Here is a 23,203-nt window from a genome sequence, read left to right on the forward strand (position 1 = left end):
ACGGTTGTGGTATCGAGTAGACTGCTCTGTGAAAGTGCGACCGCACTGTGTTGATCCGGGGTATAAGTTCCCGGAACCCCCAGAAATCTTGGATGCCGCGGTCGCTCATGACGTCGAAGGCGTCACCTCCGCGAGGACCCGGCACGGGGATGGCTCGAACGAGTTCGACGAGCTCCAAGACGCCGGAGGTCCGCAAGGCCGTCTTCGACCAACGACTGAGGCAGGCGACGATTACGACGACGTTCCGAGACCTGGGAGTGATCCCGGAGATCGCCGATGCCCTGGAGACCGAGGGCATCACTTCACCATTCCCGATTCAGGAAATGGCGCTCCCGCTGGCACTCGCCGGACAGGACGTCATCGGACAGGCGCGCACCGGAACCGGCAAGACCTACGCCTTCGGTGTCGCGATGCTGCAACTCGTCGGGAAGCCGCGGAAGAACCGGAAGAAGCCGCGGGGCCTGGTGCTGGTGCCCACCCGCGAGCTCGCCCTGCAGGTGACCGAGGACCTGGTCCTCGCCGCCGGCAAGCTCGGTTCCCGCATTCTCACCGTGTACGGCGGGCGCGCCTACGAACCCCAGATCGAAGCCCTCAAGAACGGCGTCGACGTGATCGTCGGCACGCCGGGCCGGCTGCTCGACCTGATCAAGCAGAAGCATGTGGACCTGGGCCAGGTCGGCATGCTGGTGCTGGACGAGGCCGACCGCATGCTGGACCTGGGCTTCCTGCCCGACATCGAGCGGATCATCAAGCTGGTCCCGGCCGAGCGGCAGACCATGCTGTTCTCGGCCACCATGCCCGGCGAGATCGTGGCGCTGTCCCGGCGCTACCTGACCCGGCCCATCCGGGTCAGGGCCGAGCACGAGGAAGCCGACCCGGAGCAGCCGCCGCAGACGGCCCAGTTCGTCTACCGCACGCACCGGATGGACAAGATCGAGATCCTGGCCCGGCTGCTGCAGGGGCGGACCACCGGGCTCACCATGGTCTTCTGCGAGACCAAGCGGGCCTGCGACATGGTCTTCGAGCAGCTGCGCGAGAAGGGGTTCGCGGCGGCTGCCGTACACGGGGATCTCGGGCAGGGGCAGCGTGAGCAGGCCCTGCGCGCGTTCCGGAACGGCAAGATCAACGTGCTGGTGGCCACCGACGTGGCGGCCCGGGGCATCGACATCGACGACGTGACGCATGTGGTCAACTACGACTGCCCGCAGGACGACAAGACCTACGTGCACCGGATCGGGCGGACCGGGCGGGCCGGGCGGACCGGCGTGGCCGTGACGTTCGTGGAGTGGACCGAGATGACCCGCTGGAAGGTCATCAACAACACGCTCGGGCTGAGCTTCGCCGAACCGGCGGAGACCTACTCCAGCTCGCCGTCGCTCTTCACCGATCTGGACATCCCGGAGGGCACCAAGGGCGTGCTGCCCCGGGCCAACCGGTCCAGGGCGGGGCTGGACGCCGAGCGGATCGAGGACCTCGGCGAGACCGGGCGCACCCGCAGCCGGTCGCGTCCCGGGTCCGGGGGATCCGGCGGTTCCGGTGGCGGCGAGGAGCGGGAGCGGCGGGAACGCCCGGTCCGCACCCGGGAGCGCCGCCGCACGCGCAGCGGCCGGGCGTTGGACACAGCTGGCGAGTTGGACACAGAGCAGACTGCCGGGGAGGTCGAGAGCATGGTCACCGCGATTCCAGAACCGTCGGCTCAGGAACCGCCCGTGGAAGCCGTCGAGGAGCGCAAGCCCGCGCGCCGGACGCGGACCCGCAAGGTGGTCGAGGCGCCCGCTGTCATCGAAACCCCTACCGAAACCGCTGTAGAGGCTGTCATCGAAACTGTCGCCGAGTCTGTTGCCGAGCCTCTCATCGAGCCCGAGCAGTTCTACGAGCCGGTCGCACCGCGGCCGGAACCGGAGCGGATCATTCCGGCCAGCCCGTTCTCGGTGATCTTCCAGTCTCCCGACCTGGCGACCGACGACGACGCTCCGGCGCCGTCCGCGGCCACCGAGCGGAAGGCGCAGCGCCGGCAGTTCAACCGGCCGCGGCCCCGCCGCAACGGCTGATCGACGGGACGGACGGAAAGGTGCTCTCGTCATGGTGATCATTCGTGGTGTGATCACGCTGCTGGTGATCGGGTTGTGGCTGTACTGCGTGCTCGACGTGATCACGACGGAGCCCGCCCGGATCCGCAACATGCCCAAGCTGCTCTGGCTGCTGGTGGTGATCCTGCTGCCGACCGCCGGGTCGCTGCTCTGGCTCATCGCCGGCCGGCCGCGCCTCCCGAAGGGTTACACCACCTATACGGACCAGGCCGTCCCGCCGCGCGAGCCGCGGCGGCTCAGCCCGGACGACGACGAGGAGTTCCTCCGCAAGCTCAGGGAGCGGGCGGAGGAACAGCGCAGGTCAGCACGGGAAAAGGCGGATCCGGAAAGTCCGGACGCGCCCAAACCTGAGCCGGCTCCGGACGAGTAACCGGCTAAGCTTTTTCGCCGGTGTCCCTGCCAGGCTTGTTAAGTATTGTGGCTTCACGTGAGTACGCCGAGATTCCTTACCTTGCCGCCGGGTGTGACCGCTCAGCGGATCCAGACGCCGGTGGGCGGCTTCGCTGTGCTCGAAGCCAGGCCCGTGACCGGTGTCGCGGAACGGTGGCCTGCCCTGCTGGTCCCCGGCTACACCGGTAGCAAGGAGGACTTCATCGCGATCCTGCAGACGCTGGCCCAGGCCGGGCGGCGGGTCTTCGCGATGGACCTGCGGGGACAGTTCGAGACGCCGGGTCCCGAGGATCCTTCGGCCTACACCTGCGCCGCGCTGGGCGCCGACGTGGACGTGGTCGCCACGGCGGTCGGCGACGGCGAGCCGGTGCACCTGCTGGGGCACTCCTTCGGCGGTCTGGTGACCCGGGAGACCGTGCTCGACGGGACCGCGAAGCTCGCCTCGTACACGCTGATGAGCTCGGGGCCCGGCGGGATCGTCGGGCCGCGCGAGCACGCCGGGCGGACCATGCTGGCCGACCTGCCCACGCTCGGCGTGGAGCGACTCTGGACCGACCGGCTCGAACCGGAGGCCATCAGAGCCGGAGTGCCCGACGACATCGTCGCGTTCCTGCGACGGCGACTGCTGGCCAACTCCGTCACCGGCCTGCTCACCATGGGCCGCGCGGTGCTGGACTCCACCGACCGCGTGGACGAACTCTGCCAGACCGGCCTATCCACCCTCGTCCTGTACGGCGAGCACGACGACGGCTGGCCCCCCACCTTGCAGGCCGAAATGGCCGACCGCCTGGACTGCGACTGCGTGGTCGTCCCCGGCGCGGCCCACTCCCCCGCCGTAGAGGCCCCAGAGACAACCGCCGCCGCCCTCACCCGCTTCTGGAACGCAGCCGAAAGCGCGATCCTGCACCGCTAGACGGCGGGTTCTGGGGTGGCCAGGCCGTCCCAGGGGGACTTGTCGGGGGCTGCGGTCTGGCCTTGGGGGCAGTGGCGGCGGAAGTCGCACCAGGAGCAGAGCGGGCCGGGGGATGGTGGGAAGAGGGCGTCGATCTCGGGTGGCAGTGATGCGCCTGCGGGGCCGTTGGATTCGGGGGGCGCGGATCGGGCGGCGGCGGATCTGCGGGCGGGACGTTTGCCGGTGTTTGGGAGGTGGGCGCGGTAGGTTTCGTCGGCGGTGGAGGCCTCTTCGGCGATTTGTTCGGCGCGGGTCAGGTGGCGGGTGAGGGTTTCGTCGGTGTGTTCCCAGTCGGCGATCTGGCCGGTGGGGAGATGGTGGAGTTCGACGCGGTGGCAGGGGCGGCGGAGGACGCGGGAGGCGGCTATCGCGTAGATGGCCAGGGCCAGGGAGGAGCGGGCGTCGTCGGGGCCGGGAGGGCGGCGGCCGGTTTTGTAGTCGACTACGACCAGTTCGTCGCCGCGGCGGTCGAGGCGGTCGATCCGGCCGGAGACGGCGATGATCGCGGTGCGGGTGGCGACGGTGCGCTCGACCCCGACCGGCTCGTCCGCCGCGTCTAAAGTCGCGACATATCCGGACACCATCTCGCGGGCTCTGTCCCGCCACGCCAGCGACTGCTCCTGGTCCCTGAAGCCCTCGGCGATCCAGCCGTTGCTGACCAGGATCGCCGCCGTCATGGGCGTGCGCCGCTCATACGGCTCCCGCCACCACGCGGCCAGCGCGTTGTGCACGGAGGCGCCGACGCTGTTGTGCGCCCATGGCGGACCCTTGGGCGGCGCGGGCCGGACCAGATAGGAGAACAGGTAGCGCCTGCGGCAGTCGAGCCAGGAGTTGAGCCGCGACGGCGTGCACGAGTACAGCCGCCGGGGCATGCCCTCAAGACCGAGCTGCTCCACTACTCGTCGTCGTCGAGGTTGAGCTTGATCCCGGACGCGCGGGTGCCGTCGGCCAGCGGCGGCTCCGTCTCCTCCAGGGTCCCGGTCAGCGAGCCGGACAGCCACCGGTCGAACTGGGGCTCCAGATCGCCGATGGTGGTCTCCTCGCCGTGCGCGGGCAGCACCCGGGTCTCGTGCGGCAGCGTGAACAGCCGCTCGCCGATCGAGGTCAGCTGGTCGGCCAGCGACGGATACTCCCCGCCGAGCTTGCCCGGCCCGTCGGCCAGCAGCGTCTCGCCGGTGAACACCACGCCCAGCGACTCCGACAGCAGCGACACGCCGCCGGGGGTGACCCCGGGCGTGGTCAGCACCTCCAGCTCGGTGTCGGCGACGGCGAACAGGCCCTCGTCCTCCATGTCGATGTCCGGCCAGGTGTCCTCCCAGGTCTGCCGCCAGAGGCGCTTGTCCTTGGGATGCAGGGCGATCACCGCCTCGTCCTTGGCCGCCACCTCGATGGCCGCGCCGACATGGTCGGCCAGGCCGTGGGTGCAGATGACGGCGAGGATCTCGCGCTCGCCCACCTGCTCCAGGATCTTCTCGGCGTCCCGCGCCGGGTCGATGACGATGACCTCCTCGTCATCGCCCACGATCCAGGTGTTGTTCTCCACCTTGTGCTCGACGTCGTCGATCTCCACGACCCCGGCGGTCACCACTCGCTCGATACGCGCTGTCACGCCTCAGAACCTTACCCGTCCCCAGCCGCGAGCGGGATTCCTGCGCTATTCCGCCTCCAGCCGGGGCGAGAATGCCCCGAACGGAACATCCCAGTCGACGTCCCGGAAGTCGGCCAGGGTCAGCTGGGCGAGCACCAGCAGCGCGCCGGCGTCGGCCGGCCAGGCGATCGTCCACAGCCAGCGGCCGAGCGCCTCCCCCGCGTACGCGGCCCGGTCGCTGGGCACGTCCTGCACGCACCAGAGCGGGGTCGGGTGGCCGTTCACGTTGACCTTCGCGTGCGGCGGGCCCGCGCCCACGCCCTCGCCGGGATCGGGTCCGGCGAGCCCGGCGTAGCCCGCGCCCAGGCCGACGCCGGGTTCCTCGGCGATCAGCAGCAGGTCGGCCGGGCCGTGCGTGATGGACGGGCCGGAAAGGGCCACCACGCTGCCGCGTACGCCGGTGCGCTCGTCACCCGCCGCCCCGAAACCGGTCACCAGCCAGCCGATGGGCAGCGGCCAGGGCAGCCAGAGAGGGACGACGGCGGACTCCCGTACCAGGGTGAGGGCAGCCAGGGAGGGGCGGTGGGCGTTATAGGGCAGCACGTCGCCGTGCGGGCCGCAGCGCCAGGAGCTGGACCAGATACTCGGCTCCTGCAGCGGTCCGAAGCAGCGCGGGCAAGTGGGCGCGGCTCTCACACCTCCCCACGGTGCGTCGCGGGGAGCGACCTCGTCAAGGGTTTTCCTGTTATCCAGTCGTAATCTTGGGCGTATGCGATGTGTAGGGGCCGTAATCCGCGACGCCGACGGGCGGCTGCTGCTGGTCAAGCGGGGGCGACCACCGGGGGAAGGGCTCTGGTCGCTTCCTGGCGGGCGAGTGGAAGCCGGGGAGAGCGATTTCGAGGCGGTGGTACGGGAGATCCGCGAGGAGACCGGGCTCGAAGTCGTGCCTGGAGAGTTAGCTGGGACCGTGTGGCGGCCGCCGTATGAGATCCATGACTATTACGCGACCGTGGTGGGGGGCCTCCTCCAAGCGGGGGACGACGCGGCGGACGTGCGCTGGGTGCCGCAAGCGCAACTCGGCCTCCTGCCGCTGACGGACGGGCTGCTCGACTTTCTCAGCGATCTTCCGAGGTGAGCGTGCTGCGCCAGATGATGATGTTGTCGGTGGTGCCGGTGGTGGAGCGGCCGATGGCGATCACGCGCTGACCGGAGATGGTGACCGCGCCCAGCCACTGCGCGCCCGCACCGCCCAGACCGTCCTCGACCAAGGCGTGCCGCTGCCAGGTGCCGCCGTCAGCCGAGGCCCAGACCGAGCTGTCGCCCTCGCTGGAGCGGCCGTGCGAGCCGACGGCGACGATGCCGCGCTCGCTGGCGGTCAGGTCCAGCACGACGGCGGCCTCCTCGGCGGGCAGCCAGCTGTACTCCCAGGTCTCTCCGCCGTCCACGGAGACGGCGGAGAACGGGCGGGAGCCCTCGTCGGTGACGGCGGCGCCGACCGCGACGATGCGGTCGTCGCGGGCCACCACGTGCCGCAGCCCGGCGGAGCGGGCGTCCTCGGGGATCACCCGGCGCTCGGCCTTCCAGCTGAGCCCGTCCGAGGAGATCCACACCACCCCGGACTCGCGTTCCGCGGGCCCCGAGCCGCCGACGGCGATGAACCCGGACGGGGTGGCGGCCACGTCCTGGATCCGGATCCCGGCCCCGCCCGCCGGGAGCTTGCCCACCCGGGTGAAACGTTTGAGGTCGGGGCTGAACCAGAGCGCGGGGACGATGCCGGAGGCGGTCTGGTCCTCCCCGGCCAGCACGTAGCCCGCCGGTCCGGCCGCGACTGTACGTGGCGCCAGGAAGAGATGCCCGTCCGGCACGTCGATGACCGGTCCTGGCCGCCACGCCTTGCCGTCGCCGGAGGTGACCAGGAGCGGTTTGGTGATGACCGGGTCGGCCATCGTGCTGCCGACGGCCAGCCAGCCCTTCTCGCCGTGGGCGACGTCGGTGAGTTCCTGCCGCCCCAGGCCGCCCAGCCATTCCGACTCAATGGCCTTCCAGTTGGCGCCGTTGTTGCCGCTGGTCCAGATGCCGGCGTCGCCGTTGGCCGAGCCGACGGCCACGAAGGCGCCGCCGGAGGCGAGCACGCTGGCGGTGTTGCGGGCCAGCCGGTTGAGACCGGCCACCGCGTCCAGCGGCACCGCGCGGGCGGCCTTGCCCCGCTCGGCCGTCATCAGCACGGCCAGGTTCTCCACGTCGCCGGGGCCGCGCGCGTCGCCGCCCGCCACCAGCAGGCCGTCGCCGGTCATGGTGACCGCGCGCAGGGTGCCGGGGATGTGCCCGAGGTCGGTGCTCTTGGCCCATTTCTTGCCGTCGCCACTGCGGAAGACCACGTACTCCTCCCAGGCCGACTCGGCGACGGCGGCGATCCCGTCGGAGGAGGAGGCCAGGCCGCGGACGCCGGTGCCCTGCGGGCTGAGCGGGCCGATGGCGCCGCACTCGTTCCACTGGCCGCCGTCAGGCGAGCAGTGCACCGGCACGCCGTCGCCGCCGAACCGCTGGCCGGTGGGAACCAGCACGAAGCCATCCTCGCCGACCGCCAGCGCACCCGGTTCCGGGCGGATGTCGGGCAGTTCGGTGGCGGTGCGCAGCCAGCTCGCGCCGCCGTCGTCGGAGCGCAGGATCACGGTCGCGGTGCCCGCGCCCGGGTCGGCCAGCGCGACCACCTGGTCGCCCTTGGCGATCACCGACTGGATACCCCTGATCTTGTCGGAGGTGCCGATCCTGGCGTTGTCCACCCGGGACCAGGACTGGCCGTCCGGCGAGACCCAGGCGACCGCGCCGAGCGTGCCGTCGCCCAGCACGGTGGTGCCGACGGCGACGAAGCCCGAGGTGGTCCTGGCCAGGTCGGTGATGCGGTCCTGGGCGAGGAACGGGCTCAGCCGGGCGGGGTCCACCGCCGTCCAGGTGCGGCCGTCCGTCGAGGTCCACATGCCGCGGCCTTCCGGGCCCGGCTCGTCGGTGCCGACGGCCAGCCAGCGCCCGTTGCCGCCGGTGACCCGGCCGGGCGAGCCGGGGACGGGCTCGTAGCCGGGCGGGCCGATGACGGTGCCGAGCTCCCAGTCCTTGCCGCCGTTGACCGAGACGATGAACAGGGGGCGGGCGATCGGGCTGGTGGTGTCGGTGCCGACGGCCACGATGGTGGATCCGGCGGAGGCGACCGAGGTGAGCAGCTGGCGGGAGCCGTTGCCCGGCTGTCCCGGCGCGGCGAAGGCCGAGTCGCCGGACTGCCCGTCGCCGACCGCGAGGGTGATCCCGGTGGTGGTGGGCGCGCTGGCCCACTGGACGGCGAACCAGCCGAGCACGGCCACGGCGAGCAGGGAGGCGACCACGAGCAGCGGCAGCCGGAACGACATGGGGGTGGCCCGGCGCGGCACCCGGACGCTCCTGCGGTGGTGCCGTCCCCCGCGCGGCGGTCCTAACGAGACCAGCACGTCCGGGCGGGCCGGGCGGCCGCCGGGCGGGCGGCCGATGCGCTGCGGAGGGGGAGGCGGTGGAGGCGGCGGCGGGGGCGGCAGGAGGGGCTGCCTCGGCGGCGGGAGTTCCTCGGGCTCCGCCTGGATCTCCGGGCTCCTGCGGATACCGCTGGGCGTGTCAGCGGGCGGCGGTCCTGAGGCGACGAGCTTGTCCGGCCGGGTCACCAGCCGCCGGGGCGGCCGGGGCTCCTCCTCGACTTCGGCCTGCCAGGACCAGCTCGGCTGCGGGCGCGGCTGCTCTCCGTAGGGCGGCCGTCCGGTCCTCGGCTCCGGGGGCTCCGGCTGGCTGTACGGCTGGCCATGCCGGAACTCGGCAGGCTCGGGCGGATCGTCGTACGGCCGGCGCCCGGTCCTGGGGCTCGGCGACCAGGTGTGCTCCTCCGGAGGTTCCTCCGCGTCCTCGGGAACGGGCGCGCCGAACGGCGGCAGCGCCCATGGTGAAGAGCCCGGGGGGCGGGGCGACCGCTCCTCAGCGGGTCCCGGCGGCGAGTGGTGCAGCGCCGGGGGTGACTCCGCAGGCTCCTCGTCTTGGGGGGGCACGACCGGTACCTCCTATATCAGGACCGTTCCAGACATATCGGGGACGCGTTCGTCTTTTACCCCCTCACTGCCGAGCGATCACCTCTTCTCTAGTCAGATTTATCGCGACACCGTCTGAACTGCGGTTTTTCGCGCGAATGTCAGGACGACGATGGTGTACACGGCGAACTGCACGACGGTTCCGACCACCGTCTGCCACGGCAACGACCCCTGTTCCAGGGCTCCGTCCAAATTTCCATCCGCCGCGCTGAACCCGAACGCGACCACGTTGTTGACCACGTGCAGCGCGATGGGCGCCTCCAGGCCGCCCGTCCGCACCGCCAGCCATCCGGACAGGATCCCGAACCCGAAGACGTACGCGATGCCCCAGTCGGTGTACCCGTGCAGCGCGGCGAACCCGGCGGACCCGATGATGAAGGCCGGCCACGGGTTGCGCATGTAGGCCCCGAACGCCTGGATGACCCAGCCGCGGAAGACGTACTCCTCGGCCGCGGCCTGGAACGGCACCAGTAGCAGGATCACGGCCATGGCCTGCACGAACGGGGTCCAGCCTCCCCATTCGTAGGTGACGGGCTCGCCGCTCAGGAACACCGTCAGCTGCTGGGAGGCCTCGCCGACCACCACCGCCAGCAGCCCCAGGGGCACGCAGGTGAGCAGCCATCGCCAGCGCAGCCGCCCCACCACCGACGAGACCGTGCCGGGCCGCCGCCGCTGGACCAGCCAGACCGTACCCAGGACCACCGGGATGGCCGCCGCCAGCACCAGCAGCTGGAAGGCCACATCCAGCAGCGGATCGGTGAAGACCCGAGAGCCTTCGGCCACCATCGGGATGCCCGCCATCCGGGCCAGCAGGCCGACGACCAGGCCGAGCACCAGCGAGCTGATCAGGAAGCCGACGATCAGAAAGACCGTGCCGAGGATCGGCCGCCACCAGCTGTTGATCGCGTTGCGGGCCAGGTGGTCGAACCGCAACCCGGAGGGAGTCGGCAGCGACCACGGCTGTGGCTGGGGGGGCTGCGGTGTCGGGAACCACCCTCCTGGGGGGTACTGCTGCTGATACCCTGACTCACCCGATTGTGCCGCATATTGTGCCGGATATTGTGGCGCGTCCGAAATGCTCGGTGTACCCGAAGGAGGCGACGGGTCAGTCGGTGCGGGATTGGCAGATGCCCAGGTCGGAGGGTGGGCAGGCGGCGGCGTCCGGTCCGGGCGCGGCTCATGGTCGTTCATGTGACCCATTCTCCGTAATCAGAGCCGGTTTCGTCGCGATCCACTTTGCGCATTTGTTCACAGACAGAACGGGGCCGGAAGAGTTCACTCACCGGGGTACGAACTATCCCAGGAGAAGGCAATGAGTCGGTTAGGACCTGTCTATACATTGGCCGTCGGCGCGGTGCTCACCGTCGCCCTCGGCGTCGCAAGCGCCCAAGCCTCGCCCGCGGTCGAGCAGGCGACGGCGACACCCATCGAAACCGCGTCCACCGCCCCTCCCGCCGCCGAGGAGGAGGCCCCCACGCCCGAGGAGACCGCGCCTCCTGAGGAGGCGGCACCCGCCGACACGACCCCCAAGAAGGTCGACTACGCGGGCGTGGTGCAGGGCAACGGCGGCTTGGTGGCCATCTCGATCAGGAACGGCAAGGCGGTCGCGTACTTCTGCGACGGTCACATCGAGTCCTGGCTGAAGGGCACGGCGGAGAACAACACGGTCACCCTTGAGGGCAAGGACTCCTTGATCACCGCCAGCCTGGGCGGCGGCAAGGCGCAGGGCCGGGTCGAGTTCAAGGGCAAGTCGTGGCGGTTCTCCGCCGCGGTGGTGAAGAAGCCGTCCGGTCTCTACCGGGCGACGGCCCAGGTCCGGGGGGCCAGGATCGTCGGCGGCTGGATCAAACTGCCGAGCGGCCAGTCGGTCGGCCGGCTCAGCATCGGCGAAAGCGGCGCCGGCGAGGCCGCGGCCGCGTTCGAAGGCGGCGTCGTCACCTGGTACGGGATCCCCTTGACCCCGCAGGAGCCTGACGCTTTCATCGACACAATCAACCCCTGATAGCGAGCCCGAGATGAGCCACACACAGCAGTACTCCACCCCCCGTCGGGGCTCCGCCGTCGTCCTGCTCGTCGTGCCCGCCCTGGTCGGCGGCGCCATCGCCACCGCCCTCGGCGTGTACGGCGAGCTCCACCCCCCCACCGGCTTCGCGGTCGGCCCCGGCGGTTTCACCGGACCGCTGGCCATGAAAGCGTGGCTGACCACCGGCGCGGCCCTGCTGGCCATCCTGCAGGTGCTGACGGCCATGGCGATGTGGGGCAAACTCCCGTTTCAAGGCGCCTGGGTGGAGCCCACCCACCGCTGGTCGGGCCGGATCGCCTTCCTGCTGACCGTGCCGGTGGCCTTCCACTGCCTGTACGCGGTCGGCGCCCGCTACGACGAGCCCCGGGTGATGATCCACTCCATCCTGGGCTGCCTGTTCTACGGCATCTTCGCCACGAAGATGCTGGCCCTGCCGAAGCGCGGCGTGCCGGGCTGGACCCTGCCCGTGCTCGGCGGCCTGCTCTTCACCCTCCTGGTCGGCCTCTGGCTGACCTCGTCGTTCTGGTTCTTCACCACGATCGGCGTGCAGTTCTGACACCCCGGGACCGCTTCAGGGGCCACCCCACAGCCCCTGAAGCGCCCGGAAGTCAGGGCCGCTGGAACGACGTGGTCCGGGTGAGCCCGGCCGCCCGGCCCTTGGCGGAGATCACCAGGGCCATCTTCCGGGACGCCTCGTCGATCATCTCGTCCCCCAGCATGACCGCGCCGCGACCTTCCACAGTCGTGTAGTACTCGTACGCGTCCAGGATCAGCTCCGCGTGGTCGTAGTCGGCCTGCGACGGCGAGAACACCTCGTTGGCGGCCTCCACTTGGCCCGGGTGCAGCACCCACTTGCCGTCGAATCCCAGCGCCGCCGCCCGCCCGGCCGCCCGCCGGAACCCCTCGATGTCCTTGATCTGCAGATAGGGCCCGTCGATGGCCTGCAGGTCCCGGGCCCGGGCCGCCATCAGGATCCGCATCAGGATGTAGTGGTAGGCGTCTCCCTCCGCGTACCCGGGCGGCTGCTCCCCCACCACCAGCGTGCGCATCCCGATCGAGGCCATGAAGTCGGCGGGCCCGAACACCAGCGTCTCCAGGCGGGCGCTCGACCCGGCGATCTCATCTACGGCGACCAGGCCGCGCGCGCTCTCGATCTGGGCCTCGATCCCGATCCCGCCCACCGGCAGCCCGACCGTCCGCTCGATCTGGCTGAGCAGCAGGTCCAGCCAGCGCACCTGGGCGGCCTCCTCGACCTTCGGCAGCATCACGCAGTGCAGCCGGTCGCCGGCCGCCTCCACCACCTCGATGACGTCCCGGTAGGTCCACGGCGTGGACAGGTCGTTGACCCGGACGACCACGGTCTTGCCGCCCCAGTCGCCTTCCTTCAGCGCCGTCACCACCGTGCGGCGGGCGCCCTCCTTGGCGATCGGGGCGACCGAGTCCTCCAAGTCGAGGAAGACCTCGTCGACGGGCAGGCTCTGGGCCTTCTCCAGGAACCGGGGATTGCTGCCGGGCACGGCCAGGCAGGATCGTCGCGCGCGCATGCGCTCCACGCTAGCGCTGTGGCCTTCCTACAAACGGCGGCGGGCGACCTTGGTCGTGACGTCGTACTGCGCGCCCACCATTCATCCCAAGAATGGGCAAAGGAAACAAAAGTCGAAGGGACGCAGAGCGATGGCCAACGCCACCATGAGGGAACGCCCCGCCGTTTTGTCCGATCTCATCCCCGGACGGCTGGTCCGGGACGTCGTGCTCGTCGTGGGCGCGGCCGCGCTCACCGGGCTGGCGGCGCAGATCAGCGTGCCGCTGCCGAACACGCCCGTGCCGATGACGCTGCAGACCATGGCGGTGCTGCTGTCGGGCGCGGCGCTCGGCCTGCACCGGGCGTTCCTCGGCATGGCGATCTACTTCCTGGTAGGCCAGGTCAGCGATGTGGCCGGGCTCGGCCTCACCTGGTTCGCGCCGTCCGGGGGCAACGCCACGCTGGGTTACATCGTGGGGTTCATCGCGGCGGCCTCGCTGGTCGGGCACCTGGCCGGGCGGGGCGGTGACCGCACCGTGGGGCGGACGATCCTCACCATGCTGGCCGGGACCGCGGTCATCTACGCGGTCGGCGTGCCGTGGCTGATGGTCTACACGGGCATGGATCTGGGCGCCGCGTTCGCCGCGGGCGTCGTGCCGTTCCTGGTCGGCGACGGGGTCAAGCTGCTGATCGCGGCCGGGCTGCTTCCGGCGACCTGGAAGCTCATCGGCCGGACGAAGCCGTGAAAGTCTGAAAAAGTAGGAGCATGACCCTGCGGCTGATCGAAGAGGGCGCGAAAAAGTCCAGTGTGCTCTGGCTGGCGCTGCCGTCCGGGACCCGGCTGGCCTGGCACGTCTGGCACGACGGCGCGATCCACGTCGTGACCGGCGGCGGCGAGCAGGAGCTCCCGGGCCTGGCGGGCAGCCCGGAGATCGAGGTCATCCTGCGCAGCAAGGACAACGGCGCCCAACTCGTGCGCTTTCCCGCCACCGTGACGGTGCTCAACCAGGCGGAGCACCCGGAGGTGGTGGCCGCGCTGGCCAAGGAGCGCCTCAACGCCATCGACAGCACGGCCCTGACCGCCCGCTGGGCAGCCCACTCCTTGGTTGTACGGCTAACGCCCCTGAACGCCGGTTAGCACGGGTTCGCCCACCGGAGGGACCGCCTGCCGGGCGGCGGTGGCGGTCTGGGCGAGCAGCGCGCCCAGCAGCACCACCGCGCCGCCGGCGATCTGGGCGACCCCGAGATGCTCGTCGAGCAGAATCCAGGCGAGCAGGGCCGCGCCGATGACCTCCAGGCTGGCCACCGTCGCCCCCACGGCCGCCGAAAGCCGCCGCACCGCCGTCACCCCGGCCACGTACGCGATGACGGTGGCCACCACGATCAGCCAGGCCAGCGCCCCCGCCACCGGCAATGTGAAGTCGCTCACCGTGACGGTCCGGCCGAACGCCGCCCAGTCGATGCCCCACGGCTGTGAGATCGGCACCAGGACCACGGCGGCCCCGATCATGCCCCAGGCCACCAGCCCGAGCGGATCGACGTGCAGGTTATCGCTCATCAGGAAATATCCGGCGCAACACGCGGACGCCAGCAGCGCCAGCAGCAGCCCGAGCGCGTCCAGCCGCAACCCCTGCCAGACCTCCACGACCACCCCCAGCCCGATCACCGCCACCAGCGCCCCGAGGTAGGCGGCGCGCGGGAGCCGTACCCGCCGGATGAACCGCACCCACAGCACCACCAGCACGGGCGCGGTGTATTCGATCAGCAAGGTCACCCCGACCGGGAGCCGGGTGATCGCCAGGAAGAACAGGGCCTGCACTCCGGCCACCGCGATCACCGCGTACGCCGCGAAGAAGCCGAGCCGGTCGCGGGGGATGCGCAGCGCGCCCGGCCGGGCCACGGCCAGGATCACCAGCAGCACCAGGCCGGCGCCGGCCATCCGCACCCAGACCGATTCGAGCGGGCTCAGCCCGGCGGCCCCCAGATACTTGGCCATCGGCCCGGAGAACCCGAAGCACAACGCCGAAACGACCGCGATTCCCAGGCTTATTGACCGGATCATGACCCATCCATGTAACTACCGTTTAATAGTATTGATCCTGTCATACCGTCCCGGGCGGGCGCAGCGCCATACCGTCGAGGAGTGGATCGGATCTTCGTGGCCCGGCTGGCGGGGCTCGCGGTGTTCGACCCGGCCGGGGACCGGATCGGCCGGATCAGGGACGTCGTGGTCGCGCTGCGCGGCGCCCAGCCGCCCCGGGTGCACGGCTTCGTGGTCGAGGTCCAGCCGCGCCGCCGGGTGTTCCTGCCGATCACCCGGATCATCAGCGTAGAGGTCGGCGCCGTCATCTTCACCGGCCGCCTCAACCTGCGCCGCTTCGAGCAGCGCGCCTCCGAGACGCTGGCCATCGGCGAACTGCTGGACCGCGGCGTCACCCACGACGGCGAGCCCGGCACCGTGCTCGACCTGGCGATGGAGCACCACCCGCCGGCCTGGCTGATCACCAAGGTGGCGGTCAGGCACGGCACCCGCCGCCGGGGCCAGACGGTGATCTCCGACTGGAACCAGGTGTCCGGCCTGGAGCAGGCGCAGGTGGACCAGGGCGCGGCCAGCCTGCTCGCCGCCTTTGAGACCATGCGCCCCGCCGACCTGGCCAACCTGCTGCAGGAGCTGCCGGACAAACGGATGGCCGAGGTGGCCGCCGCCCTCAACGACGACCGCCTCGCCGACGTGCTGGAGGAGCTGCCCGACCGGGACCAGGTCGTGGTGCTCGGCAACCTGGACGCCGAACGGGCGGCCGACGTGCTCGCCGAGATGGGCCCCGACGACGCCGCCGACCTGCTCCAGGACCTGCCCACCGACCAGGCCGAGACCCTGCTCCAGCTGATGATCCCGGAAGAGGCCGATCCGGTACGGCGGCTGCTCGACTACCCCGAGGAGACCGCCGGCGGCATGATGACCACTGAGCCCGTGATCCTGCCCCCCGACGCCACCGTGGCCGAGGCCCTGGCGCACATCCGCAACCGGGAGCAGACCCCGTCGGTGGCCGCCCAGGTGTTCGTCTCCCGCCCCCCGACCGAGACCCCCACCGGCCGCTACCTGGGCCTGGTGCACTTCCAGCGGCTGCTGCGGGAGCCGCCGTCCGCCCTGCTCGGCGGCCTGGTGGACCCGTCGCTGGACCCGATCAGGCCGGAGTTCACGCTGCCCGAGGTGGCGTCGTACCTGGCCACGTACAACATGGTCGCCAGCCCGGTGGTGGACGGCGTGGGACGCCTGATCGGCGCGGTGACGGTGGACGACGTGCTGGATCACCTGCTGCCGGAGGACTGGCGGGAGCGGGATGACTGAGCGGCTGGACCAGCCCAGGGAAATGCGGATGCGGCTGCGGCCGCACTACGACCCGGAGGCGTTCGGGCGGCTGTCCGAGCGGATCGCCCGGTTCATCGGCACGGCCAGGTTCCTGGTCTACATGACCGTGTTCGTCGCGGTGTGGGTGCTGTGGAACGCGCTCACGCCCCTGAAATTCGACCCCTATCCGTACATCTTCCTGACGTTGATGTTGTCGTTGCAGGCCTCGTACGCCGCCCCGCTGATCCTGCTGGCGCAGAACCGGCAGGCGGACCGGGACCGGGTGCAGGGCGAGCAGGACCGGCTGGCCGCCGAGCGGAACCAGGCTGAGATCGAATATCTGACCCGGGAGATCGCCGGGTTGCGGGTCGCGCTGGGCGAGGTGGCCACCCGCGACTACCTCAGGGCGGAGCTCCAGCGGCTCGGGGAGCAGCTCGGTTCGTCGGAACGCCGCTGAGTTCGTAGCATGAACGTATGGCACCGACCCCTGAACTGGTGACGGCAGCGCTGGCCACGGTCAACGACCCCGAGATCCGCCGGCCGATCACCGAGCTCGACATGGTGAAGAGCATCGACATCGCCCCCGACGGGGCGGTGCGTGTGGGCATCTATCTGACGGTCGCCGGATGTCCGATGCGGGACACCATCACCCGCGACGTGACCGCGGCCGTCTCCGCCATCTCCGGCGTCGCCCGGGTGGCCGTGGAGATGGATGTGATGAGCACCGAGCAACGCAAGGTGCTGCAGACCAAGCTGCGCGGCGACCGCGGCCCGGAGAAGGAGATCCCGTTCGCCAAGCCCGGCTCGCTGACCCGGGTGTTCGCGGTCGCCAGCGGCAAGGGCGGGGTGGGCAAGTCCTCGGTGACGGTCAACCTGGCCGCCGCCATGTCGGCGAGCGGCCTCAAGGTGGGCGTGCTGGACGCCGACATCTACGGGCACAGCGTGCCCCGCATGCTCGGCGTGGGCGACCGCCCCACCAAGGTGGAAGACATGATCATGCCGCCGGTGGCGCATGACATCAAGGTCATCTCGGTGGGCATGTTCAAGCCGGAGGGCAACAGCGCGGTGGTCTGGCGCGGCCCGATGCTGGACCGGGCGCTGCACCAGTTCCTGGCCGACGTCTACTGGGGCGACCTGGACGTGCTGCTCATGGACCTGCCGCCCGGCACCGGCGACATCGCCATCTCGGTGGCCCAGCGCATGCCCACCGCGGAGCTGCTGGTGGTCACCACGCCGCAGCAGGCGGCGGCCGAGGTGGCCGAGCGGGCCGGGTCGATCGCCGCCCAGACCCACCAGCAGGTGGCCGGGGTGATCGAGAACATGTCCTGGCTGCCCTGCCCGCACTGCGACGAGCGCATCTCGGTGTTCGGCGAGGGCGGCGGCCAGACCGTGGCCGACGCGCTGACCAGGACGCTCGGGTCGCGGGTGCCGCTGCTCGGCCAGGTGCCGATCGACACCCGGCTGCGCGAGGGCGGCGACGAGGGCAAGCCGCTGGTCCTCACCGAGCCCGACGCCCCCGCGTCGGTCGAGCTGCGCCGGATCGCGCAGGGGCTGAGCAAGCGTTCCAGCAGCCTCAAGGGCATGAAGCTGGACCTCACCCCGACCGGCCGCTGAACCCTCACACGAAAGCCCGCCCGGATCGGGCGGGCTTTCGTCAGGTCGCCTCGTTGTCGTACGGCGGGATCTCCCCGAAGTTCAGCTCCACGTAAGCCGGGACCGGGGGTTCGAGCGGCGGCAGGTCCGGCTCGTCGTCCTTCCAGTCCTTCTCCACGTCGTCCAGCAGGTGCTTGCGGACGAACGTCTTGGGGTTCAGGTCGGCCGGGTCGAAGTTCTTGAACTCCGGCCCGAGATTGGCCTCCAGATCGCTGCGCGCGTTGTTGGCCATCTGCCTGAGCTGCCGCAACGTCCGTCCCGCCTGGGAGGCCGCCTGCGGAAGCTTCTCCGGGCCGAAGACGAGCAGCGCGATCACCACCAACGCTATGATCTCCGGCCAGCCGAGTCCGAACACGGCGTTCTCCCTCCAACTACCAATGCGCTCAGACTACTCACGAAGGCTGAGCACTGGGTGCGGGGGCGGCTCCGATGGTCACCGTCGCGGTGCGTTCGGAACCCGCGCGCTGGTACTTGAAGACCACCTTGTCGCCGGGGGCTTTGCTGCGGATGGTGACGATCAGCTCGCGGCTGTCGCTCACCGGCTGGCCGTCCACCTCCAGGATCACGTCCCCGGGCCGCAGCCCCGCCTTGTCGGCGGGCCCGTCCGGGGTGACGGGCTCGATCCCGCGCTCGGCCTGCGCCGCGATCCGCACTCCCTGCCCCTGGTACTGCTGGTCGATGCTGATCCCGATCCGGGACGTACGGGCGCTGCCCGTGGTGATGAGCTCCTCCGCGATCCGGCGCACCTGGTTGACCGGGATGGCGAAGCCGAGGCCGATGCTGCCGGTCTGCTGCCCGAGCGGGGACCCGCCGTTCAGGGTGGCGATGGCCGAGTTGACCCCTATCACCTCGCCCGCCGCGTTTACTAGCGGGCCGCCCGAGTTGCCGGGGTTGATCGCCGCGTCGGTCTGGATGGCGTTGATCAGCGCCGAGTCCCTGCCGCTCTCCCCGCCCGCCTCGACCGGGCGGTTGAGCGAGCTGACGATGCCCGTGGTGACCGTGCCGGTCAGGCCGAGCGGGGAGCCGATCGCGATCACGGGATCGCCGACCACCATCGAGTCGGAGTTGCCCAGCGCCACCTCCGGCGAGCCGAACGTCTCCTCCGGCTTGACCACGGCGATGTCGGAGTTGGGGTCCCGGCCCACGATCCTGGCGGTGGTGGACCTGCGGTTGCTGAACTTGATCCGGATCTCGCCGCCGGCGGAGGCCACCGCGACCACGTGGTTGTTGGTGACGATGTAGCCACCCTTGATCAGGAAGCCGGAGCCGGTGCCCGACTCGCTGCCGCCGCGCACCTCCAGCGAGACCACGCTGGGCAGCACCCGGGAGGCCACCCCGGCGACCGACTCCGGCGGCCGTGCGGTGCTACCGGCCGGGGTCGTCGGAATCGCGTAGTTGGGGTCCAGGCCTGAGCTCGACCCGGTCAGCAGGTAGGTGCCGTAGGCCCCGGCCCCGCCCGCGAGCAGGGCGATGATCACCGCCAGCAACACCATGAGGCCGGAGCGCGGCCCCTTCCGCTCGTCCGGCCGCGCCGGCGGGGCACCGGGCGGCGGCGCCCAGGCCGGACCCATCCCGTACGCGTTGACCGGCGGCGGCGGACCCGGCGGCTGGCCGTACTGGTCGCCGAACGGGTCGGTCGGGTGCTGTGACTGGATAAAGTCGGGAGACTGAACGAAGTCAGGCCCCTGCTGCCGGTACTGCGGGCTGGGGCCGCCAGAAGGGCTGCCCCAGCCGGGGTGGGGTCCTTCCGCCGGAAGGAACTCAGGCCGGTCCGACGCGTTGAAGGAACGCGTGTCGTCGGTCATCGGTGTTTTTCACTCCCACGCGAAGTCAGCGGTGGCCCGGTGCCATCCTCAGCCCAACGGCATACGACTGATGTAAAGCAAAATCGTATGCCGTCTAGTTCCCCACATTCGGCAGGGTAGCCGCCCGATCAGGACATCACCGCGCAAGCGAGGGTCGCGGGCTCGGGGTGGCGGACGGCGAGCTGAGCCGGAACGGCGCCGCGGTGTTCGGCGCGGGCACCATCATCTCCGGCGGCGTCGCCGGGCGAGGCTCACCGCTGACCATGAACAGCGTGCCGAGCGCGACCGCGGCCGAGGCCACGCCCACCGCGACATAGCCGATGCGGCGACTACCGCGTCCGGGGCCGGAAGATCCGGCGGCCCGGCGGGGGCGGTTGTCGACCGGGGCAAGGCTGTAGATACCGGGCAGAGCCCGGAGATCAGGGGGGCCGGGTGGCGGCATCCTCAGCAGCGACATGGTCAGATCCGCCGGAACCGGAGGCGGATCCATCAGGCGCAGGCGGCTCTTGAGCGCGCGGAACGCCTCCACCTCCGCCCGGCAGTCGGCGCAGAAGGTCAGGTGGGCCAGGGCGCGTTCCCGGTCGTTGTGGCCGAGCTCGCCGTCGATCAGCGCGGAGACGCGCTCTCCAAGGTGCGTCATGCTCCCTCCTCGTGGTGCTGTCGGGGGCAGGCGGCGCGCGAGTCGCTCATCTGCCCTCCCGGGTGAACGACGAAGGGGGGAGCTGGTCGTCGCGGGGCGCCCGATGGTCCAGGGCTTCGCGCAACTGCGAGCGGGCCCGGTGGATGCGGCTGCGGACGGTGCCGAGCTTCACCCCGAGCGTCGCGGCGATCTCCTCATACGACAGGCCTTCGATGTCACAGAGCACGACGGCGGCCCGGAAATCCGGCGGCAGCGCGTCCAGCGCGGCCTGGATGTCGGGTTCCAGATGGGCGTCGTCGTATGCCTGGGCCGGAGACGGCTCGCGGCCGCGTAACCGCTCCGCCGCGTCGTCGGCCAGACCTTCGAACCGGATGCGCTGCTTGCGGCGCGCCTGGTCCAGGAACAGGTTGGTGGTGATGCGGTGCAGCCAGCCCTCGAACGTCCCAGGCGTGTAGCTGGACAATGATCGGAACACCCGGACGAAGACCTCCTGGGTCAGGTCCTCGGCGTCGTGCACGTTCCCGGTCAGGCGGTACGCGAGCCGGTATACCCGCGCGGAGTGCGTGCGAACGACCTCCTCCCAGCTGGGAGGCGTCCAGTCGGACACCGAGGTGTCCGGCTGGCGGTCGGCGTCGTCCACCAGCAACCCTTTCTCCAAGACCGTCGCTACCCCCATTGTGCCCTTCTGTTCTCAATGCCGCGCCCGCTGCGCGGCTGCTGCTTGATGCCGCGAGAATAAAGACCGTTCAAAGCGTGCAACGTCCTCGTTGTGGCGTGAGTTCCCGTTCGGGGCTTACTCCCCTACGCTTCAGAACCATGAATACGGCGAGCCTGGCTCATGCGGAGGATTTCGTCCCCGAGGACGAGGTGCTGCGGGCCGCGCGGCAGCGGGGCACGGAGGTGGGCGCGCCACCCATCCTTCCTGGTGGTGGGGCCGCGCTGAGCTTCCTCGCGACCGCGATCAACGCCAGAGCGGTGGTGGAGATCGGGACCGGGTGCGGGGTGTCCGGGCTCTGGCTGCTGCGCGGCATGCGGGCGGACGGCACCCTGACGAGCGTGGACGCGGAACCGGAGCACCAGCGGCTGGCCCGCCAGACCTTCGCCGAGGGCGGTTTCTCCGGGAGCCGGATCCGGCTGATCGTCGGCCGCGCCCTGGACGTCCTGCCCCGCCTCGCCGACGGCGGGTACGACCTGGTCTTCTGCGACGCCGCCAAGCAGGAGTACGGCGACTACCTGGCCGAAGCCATCCGGCTGCTGCGGGTGGGCGGCATCGTCGCCTTCGACAACGCCCTCTGGAACGACCGGGTGGCCGACCCCACCCAGCGCGACCCGGACACCGTCGCCGTCCGCGAACTGGGCAAGCTGGTCCGCTCCGACGAGCGCCTACGCCCCCTGATGTTCCCACTAGGCGACGGCCTGCTCGCCGCCATAAAGCTCAGCTGAGCCAGTCGAGAAGCATCCGCACCCCGAACCCGGTCGCGCCCTTCTCGGCCCTGGCCGGTCCGGCGATGTCCAGGTGCGCCCACGGCCGCTTGCCGGTGAACTCGCGCAGGAACAGCGCCGCCGCCACCGAACCGGCCGCGCCGGTCATGCGCTTGTCCACGTTGGCCAGGTCGGCCACGTCGGAGTCCAGGTCGCCGACGTAGTCGTCGATGAGCGGCATGCGCCACAGCCGGTCGCCGGTCCGCTCGCTCGCGGCCAGCAGCTGGGCGGCCAGGGTCTCGTCGGTGGCGTACAGCGCGGCGATGCCGGGGCCGAGGGCGATCTTGGCGGCGCCGGTCAGGGTGGCGATGTCCACCAGCGCGTCCGGGTCGAGTTCTGCGTCGGCGTAGGCGAGCGCGTCGGCCATCACCAGGCGGCCCTCCGCGTCGGTGTTGAGGACCTCCACGGTGCGCCCGCCGTACTGGACGATGACGTCGCTGGGGCGCTGGGCCGAGCCGGAGAAGGCGTTCTCGGCGCAGGCGATCAGGCCGGTGACCTTGACCCGCGCGTTGAACTCGGCGAGGGCGCCCATGGCGGCGATGATGGCCGCGCCGCCCGCCATGTCGGTCTTCATGGTCTTCATGCCCTCGGAGGTCTTGATCGACAGGCCGCCGCTGTCGAAGGTGATGCCCTTGCCGACCAGCACCACGTGGCGGTCGTACGAGGCGGGCTCGTAGGACATCTCGACCAGGCAGGGCGGGTTGACCGAACCCTGGCCGACCGCGCGGATGCCGCCGAAGTGGGTGAGCTCGGTGTCGACCCGGACGCCGAGGCCCGCGCTCGCGCCGATCTCCACGGCCTGGGCGGCCAGCCAGCCGGGGGTCTTGATCGAGGCCGGGGTGTTGACCAGGTCCCTGGCCACGCTGGTGGCGCGGGCGATCGCCTCGCCGCGGCGGACGGCGGCGGCGTCCCCGCCGACGAACACGATCTCCGCTACCGATTTGGTCTTGATCTCGCCGATGGTGAACGTGTAGGCGGCCAGCAGCGCGGCCTCCACCAGGGGCGCCGCGTCGCCGTCCGGGGGGAGCAGCACGGTCAGGCTCGGGCGGCCCTTGGCCCGGCCGGTCAGCGCGGCTCCGGCCTTGCGCAGGTCCTTGGGGGAGCTGTCGCCGACGCCGTACAGGAGGATGCGCCTGACCCCGTCGCCCTGGGCGACGGGGATCTCCAGCACCTCGCCCGCGTCGCCTTTGACCTGGTAGTGGGCCAGCAGGGCGGGGAGCGGGATGGGGAGCTCGACCGCGGCGTCAAGGCCGGCGCCGAACGGGACGGCCAGGAATTCGGCGTCGGACGCGGCGTGGGGCGCGACGGTCAGGCGAGTGTGAATGGGCACGATCACTCCTCGATGGGGAGAAACAAGAGCGGCCCCGGCGCGGGATAGCACCCGCTGCCAGGGCCGATATCAAGTGAAAGGCGGCGGTCAGCCGACCACGTTCTTCAATGCGTCACCGAGGGCGCTGGCCTCGTCCGCGGACAGTTCGACGACGAGCCGCCCACCACCCTCCAGCGGGACCCGCATGACGATGCCCCGGCCTTCCTTGGTGACCTCCAGCGGACCGTCACCAGTCCGCGGCTTCATCGCCGCCATGCGTGTATCCCTTCCCGCGTTGTC

At 70.8% G+C, this 23,203-nt stretch carries 25 protein-coding genes; 12 read left to right on the plus strand and 13 right to left on the minus strand.

The genetic code is table 11. The features are described 5' to 3' along the window. The first annotated feature begins 149 nt into the window (after positions 1–149). The 3 genes from Aple_RS41030 to Aple_RS41040 are packed head-to-tail and all read left to right on the plus strand — an operon-like array spanning position 150 to position 3,393. Positions 150–2,051 carry a DEAD/DEAH box helicase gene (locus Aple_RS41030; protein ID WP_246265105.1) on the plus strand — a complete coding sequence of 634 codons (1,902 nt, stop codon included), beginning with the start codon at positions 150–152 and terminating at the stop codon, positions 2,049–2,051. A 31-nt stretch (positions 2,052–2,082) separates the two neighbouring features. Beyond that, positions 2,083–2,460, plus strand: coding sequence for a PLDc N-terminal domain-containing protein (locus Aple_RS41035; protein ID WP_155350177.1), 378 nt, complete (start codon positions 2,083–2,085; stop codon positions 2,458–2,460). Between the two features lie 57 nt (positions 2,461–2,517). Further along, a complete protein-coding gene (locus tag Aple_RS41040; protein ID WP_155350178.1) occupies positions 2,518–3,393 on the plus strand; it encodes an alpha/beta fold hydrolase in 876 nt (291 codons plus the stop codon). Here the strand turns inward: Aple_RS41040 and Aple_RS41045 are convergent. The 3 genes from Aple_RS41045 to Aple_RS41055 are packed head-to-tail and all read right to left on the minus strand — an operon-like array spanning position 3,390 to position 5,716. Then, the gene (locus Aple_RS41045; protein WP_155350179.1) at positions 3,390–4,328 is read right to left on the minus strand and encodes a RecB family exonuclease; all 939 of its coding nucleotides are present in this window, start codon (positions 4,326–4,328) and stop codon (positions 3,390–3,392) included. The genes Aple_RS41040 and Aple_RS41045 overlap by 4 nt on opposite strands. Next, positions 4,328–5,041, minus strand: coding sequence for an MBL fold metallo-hydrolase (locus Aple_RS41050; RefSeq protein ID WP_155350180.1), 714 nt, complete (start codon positions 5,039–5,041; stop codon positions 4,328–4,330). The genes Aple_RS41045 and Aple_RS41050 overlap by 1 nt, the downstream gene beginning before the upstream one ends. Before the next feature lie 45 nt (positions 5,042–5,086). Beyond that, complete coding sequence (locus Aple_RS41055) at positions 5,087–5,716, minus strand: DUF6758 family protein (protein ID WP_155350181.1); 630 nt, start codon at positions 5,714–5,716, stop codon at positions 5,087–5,089. A 73-nt stretch (positions 5,717–5,789) separates the two neighbouring features. Between Aple_RS41055 and Aple_RS41060 the strand changes: the two genes are divergently transcribed. Beyond that, the gene (locus Aple_RS41060) at positions 5,790–6,155 is read left to right on the plus strand and encodes an NUDIX hydrolase (protein WP_155350182.1); all 366 of its coding nucleotides are present in this window, start codon (positions 5,790–5,792) and stop codon (positions 6,153–6,155) included. Here the strand turns inward: Aple_RS41060 and Aple_RS41065 are convergent. Together Aple_RS41065 and Aple_RS41070 are read right to left on the minus strand one after the other, a co-directional pair. Then, a complete protein-coding gene (locus Aple_RS41065) occupies positions 6,136–9,081 on the minus strand; it encodes a hypothetical protein (RefSeq protein ID WP_155350183.1) in 2,946 nt (981 codons plus the stop codon). The genes Aple_RS41060 and Aple_RS41065 overlap by 20 nt on opposite strands. A gap of 99 nt (positions 9,082–9,180) precedes the next feature. Then, on the minus strand, positions 9,181–10,053 hold the full coding sequence (locus tag Aple_RS41070) for a CPBP family intramembrane glutamic endopeptidase (RefSeq protein ID WP_170321922.1): 873 nt from the start codon (positions 10,051–10,053) through the stop codon (positions 9,181–9,183). A 379-nt stretch (positions 10,054–10,432) separates the two neighbouring features. Between Aple_RS41070 and Aple_RS41075 the strand changes: the two genes are divergently transcribed. Both Aple_RS41075 and Aple_RS41080 read left to right on the plus strand, forming a co-directional pair. Next, on the plus strand, positions 10,433–11,122 hold the full coding sequence (locus Aple_RS41075) for a hypothetical protein (protein WP_155350185.1): 690 nt from the start codon (positions 10,433–10,435) through the stop codon (positions 11,120–11,122). Positions 11,123–11,135: 13 nt separating this feature from the next. Continuing rightward, positions 11,136–11,699, plus strand: coding sequence for a DUF6529 family protein (locus Aple_RS41080; RefSeq protein ID WP_155350186.1), 564 nt, complete (start codon positions 11,136–11,138; stop codon positions 11,697–11,699). 52 nt (positions 11,700–11,751) lie between these two features. Here the strand turns inward: Aple_RS41080 and Aple_RS41085 are convergent, their stop codons facing one another. Continuing rightward, positions 11,752–12,687: an HpcH/HpaI aldolase/citrate lyase family protein gene (locus Aple_RS41085; protein ID WP_155350187.1), complete on the minus strand. Its 936-nt coding sequence runs from the start codon at positions 12,685–12,687 to the stop codon at positions 11,752–11,754. A 130-nt stretch (positions 12,688–12,817) separates the two neighbouring features. Between Aple_RS41085 and Aple_RS41090 the strand changes: the two genes are divergently transcribed. Together Aple_RS41090 and Aple_RS41095 are read left to right on the plus strand one after the other, a co-directional pair. Continuing rightward, on the plus strand, positions 12,818–13,411 hold the full coding sequence (locus tag Aple_RS41090; protein ID WP_155350188.1) for a biotin transporter BioY: 594 nt from the start codon (positions 12,818–12,820) through the stop codon (positions 13,409–13,411). 20 nt (positions 13,412–13,431) lie between these two features. Continuing rightward, positions 13,432–13,803 carry a hypothetical protein gene (locus Aple_RS41095; protein ID WP_246265106.1) on the plus strand — a complete coding sequence of 124 codons (372 nt, stop codon included), beginning with the start codon at positions 13,432–13,434 and terminating at the stop codon, positions 13,801–13,803. Here the strand turns inward: Aple_RS41095 and Aple_RS41100 are convergent. Further along, entirely contained in the window at positions 13,780–14,727 is a 948-nt protein-coding gene (locus Aple_RS41100) for an EamA family transporter (protein ID WP_170321923.1), read from the minus strand. The genes Aple_RS41095 and Aple_RS41100 overlap by 24 nt on opposite strands. 81 nt (positions 14,728–14,808) lie before the next feature. On the opposite strand from Aple_RS41100, the gene Aple_RS41105 reads away from it, so the two are divergent. Genes Aple_RS41105 through Aple_RS41115 form a run of 3 tightly spaced genes read left to right on the plus strand, consistent with a single transcriptional unit; the run spans position 14,809 to position 17,628 of the window. Then, positions 14,809–16,014 (plus strand): magnesium transporter MgtE N-terminal domain-containing protein, encoded by a 1,206-nt coding sequence (locus Aple_RS41105; protein WP_155350189.1) that lies wholly within the window; start codon positions 14,809–14,811, stop codon positions 16,012–16,014. Continuing rightward, a complete protein-coding gene (locus Aple_RS41110) occupies positions 16,007–16,471 on the plus strand; it encodes a DUF1003 domain-containing protein (RefSeq protein WP_155350190.1) in 465 nt (154 codons plus the stop codon). The genes Aple_RS41105 and Aple_RS41110 overlap by 8 nt, the downstream gene beginning before the upstream one ends. Before the next feature lie 17 nt (positions 16,472–16,488). Next, positions 16,489–17,628, plus strand: coding sequence for an Mrp/NBP35 family ATP-binding protein (locus Aple_RS41115; RefSeq protein WP_155350191.1), 1,140 nt, complete (start codon positions 16,489–16,491; stop codon positions 17,626–17,628). 40 nt (positions 17,629–17,668) lie between these two features. Here the strand turns inward: Aple_RS41115 and Aple_RS41120 are convergent, their stop codons facing one another. The 4 genes from Aple_RS41120 to sigE form a co-directional block, all read right to left on the minus strand. Then, entirely contained in the window at positions 17,669–18,022 is a 354-nt protein-coding gene (locus Aple_RS41120) for a sec-independent translocase (RefSeq protein WP_155350192.1), read from the minus strand. A 37-nt stretch (positions 18,023–18,059) separates the two neighbouring features. Continuing rightward, complete coding sequence (locus Aple_RS41125; protein ID WP_155350193.1) at positions 18,060–19,472, minus strand: S1C family serine protease; 1,413 nt, start codon at positions 19,470–19,472, stop codon at positions 18,060–18,062. Positions 19,473–19,608: 136 nt separating this feature from the next. After that, on the minus strand, positions 19,609–20,112 hold the full coding sequence (locus Aple_RS41130; RefSeq protein WP_155350194.1) for an anti-sigma factor family protein: 504 nt from the start codon (positions 20,110–20,112) through the stop codon (positions 19,609–19,611). Between the two features lie 46 nt (positions 20,113–20,158). After that, the gene (gene sigE, locus Aple_RS41135) at positions 20,159–20,788 is read right to left on the minus strand and encodes an RNA polymerase sigma factor SigE (protein WP_174889944.1); all 630 of its coding nucleotides are present in this window, start codon (positions 20,786–20,788) and stop codon (positions 20,159–20,161) included. Positions 20,789–20,928: 140 nt separating this feature from the next. Between sigE and Aple_RS41140 the strand changes: the two genes are divergently transcribed. Beyond that, entirely contained in the window at positions 20,929–21,555 is a 627-nt protein-coding gene (locus Aple_RS41140; RefSeq protein WP_155350195.1) for an O-methyltransferase, read from the plus strand. Here Aple_RS41140 and Aple_RS41145 read toward each other — a convergent pair. Next, complete coding sequence (locus Aple_RS41145; protein ID WP_155350196.1) at positions 21,548–22,924, minus strand: leucyl aminopeptidase family protein; 1,377 nt, start codon at positions 22,922–22,924, stop codon at positions 21,548–21,550. The genes Aple_RS41140 and Aple_RS41145 overlap by 8 nt on opposite strands. Positions 22,925–23,011: 87 nt before the next feature. Then, positions 23,012–23,179, minus strand: a complete 168-nt coding sequence (locus tag Aple_RS41150; protein WP_083502187.1) for a DUF3117 domain-containing protein — start codon at positions 23,177–23,179, stop codon at positions 23,012–23,014. Positions 23,180–23,203 lie beyond the last annotated feature (24 nt).

The sequence above is a fragment of the Acrocarpospora pleiomorpha genome (assembly GCF_009687885.1).
GTDB classification, from domain to species: Bacteria; Actinomycetota; Actinomycetes; order Streptosporangiales; family Streptosporangiaceae; genus Acrocarpospora; species Acrocarpospora pleiomorpha.

Excerpts from the sequence above, each read along its gene's own strand:
- Aple_RS41030 (WP_246265105.1), top strand. The coding sequence starts at position 150 with ATGGCTCGAACGAGTTCGACGAGCTCCAAGACGCCGGAGGTCCGCAAG.
- Aple_RS41150 (WP_083502187.1), bottom strand. The coding sequence starts at position 23,179 with ATGGCGGCGATGAAGCCGCGGACTGGTGACGGTCCGCTGGAGGTCACC.
- sigE (WP_174889944.1), bottom strand. The coding sequence starts at position 20,788 with ATGGGGGTAGCGACGGTCTTGGAGAAAGGGTTGCTGGTGGACGACGCC.
- Aple_RS41085 (WP_155350187.1), bottom strand. The coding sequence starts at position 12,687 with ATGCGCGCGCGACGATCCTGCCTGGCCGTGCCCGGCAGCAATCCCCGG.
- Aple_RS41035 (WP_155350177.1), top strand. The coding sequence starts at position 2,083 with ATGGTGATCATTCGTGGTGTGATCACGCTGCTGGTGATCGGGTTGTGG.
- Aple_RS41125 (WP_155350193.1), bottom strand. The coding sequence starts at position 19,472 with ATGACCGACGACACGCGTTCCTTCAACGCGTCGGACCGGCCTGAGTTC.
- Aple_RS41095 (WP_246265106.1), top strand. The coding sequence starts at position 13,432 with ATGACCCTGCGGCTGATCGAAGAGGGCGCGAAAAAGTCCAGTGTGCTC.
- Aple_RS41100 (WP_170321923.1), bottom strand. The coding sequence starts at position 14,727 with ATGATCCGGTCAATAAGCCTGGGAATCGCGGTCGTTTCGGCGTTGTGC.
- Aple_RS41110 (WP_155350190.1), top strand. The coding sequence starts at position 16,007 with ATGACTGAGCGGCTGGACCAGCCCAGGGAAATGCGGATGCGGCTGCGG.
- Aple_RS41080 (WP_155350186.1), top strand. The coding sequence starts at position 11,136 with ATGAGCCACACACAGCAGTACTCCACCCCCCGTCGGGGCTCCGCCGTC.
- Aple_RS41060 (WP_155350182.1), top strand. The coding sequence starts at position 5,790 with ATGCGATGTGTAGGGGCCGTAATCCGCGACGCCGACGGGCGGCTGCTG.
- Aple_RS41115 (WP_155350191.1), top strand. The coding sequence starts at position 16,489 with ATGGCACCGACCCCTGAACTGGTGACGGCAGCGCTGGCCACGGTCAAC.
- Aple_RS41090 (WP_155350188.1), top strand. The coding sequence starts at position 12,818 with ATGGCCAACGCCACCATGAGGGAACGCCCCGCCGTTTTGTCCGATCTC.
- Aple_RS41130 (WP_155350194.1), bottom strand. The coding sequence starts at position 20,112 with ATGACGCACCTTGGAGAGCGCGTCTCCGCGCTGATCGACGGCGAGCTC.
- Aple_RS41075 (WP_155350185.1), top strand. The coding sequence starts at position 10,433 with ATGAGTCGGTTAGGACCTGTCTATACATTGGCCGTCGGCGCGGTGCTC.
- Aple_RS41140 (WP_155350195.1), top strand. The coding sequence starts at position 20,929 with ATGAATACGGCGAGCCTGGCTCATGCGGAGGATTTCGTCCCCGAGGAC.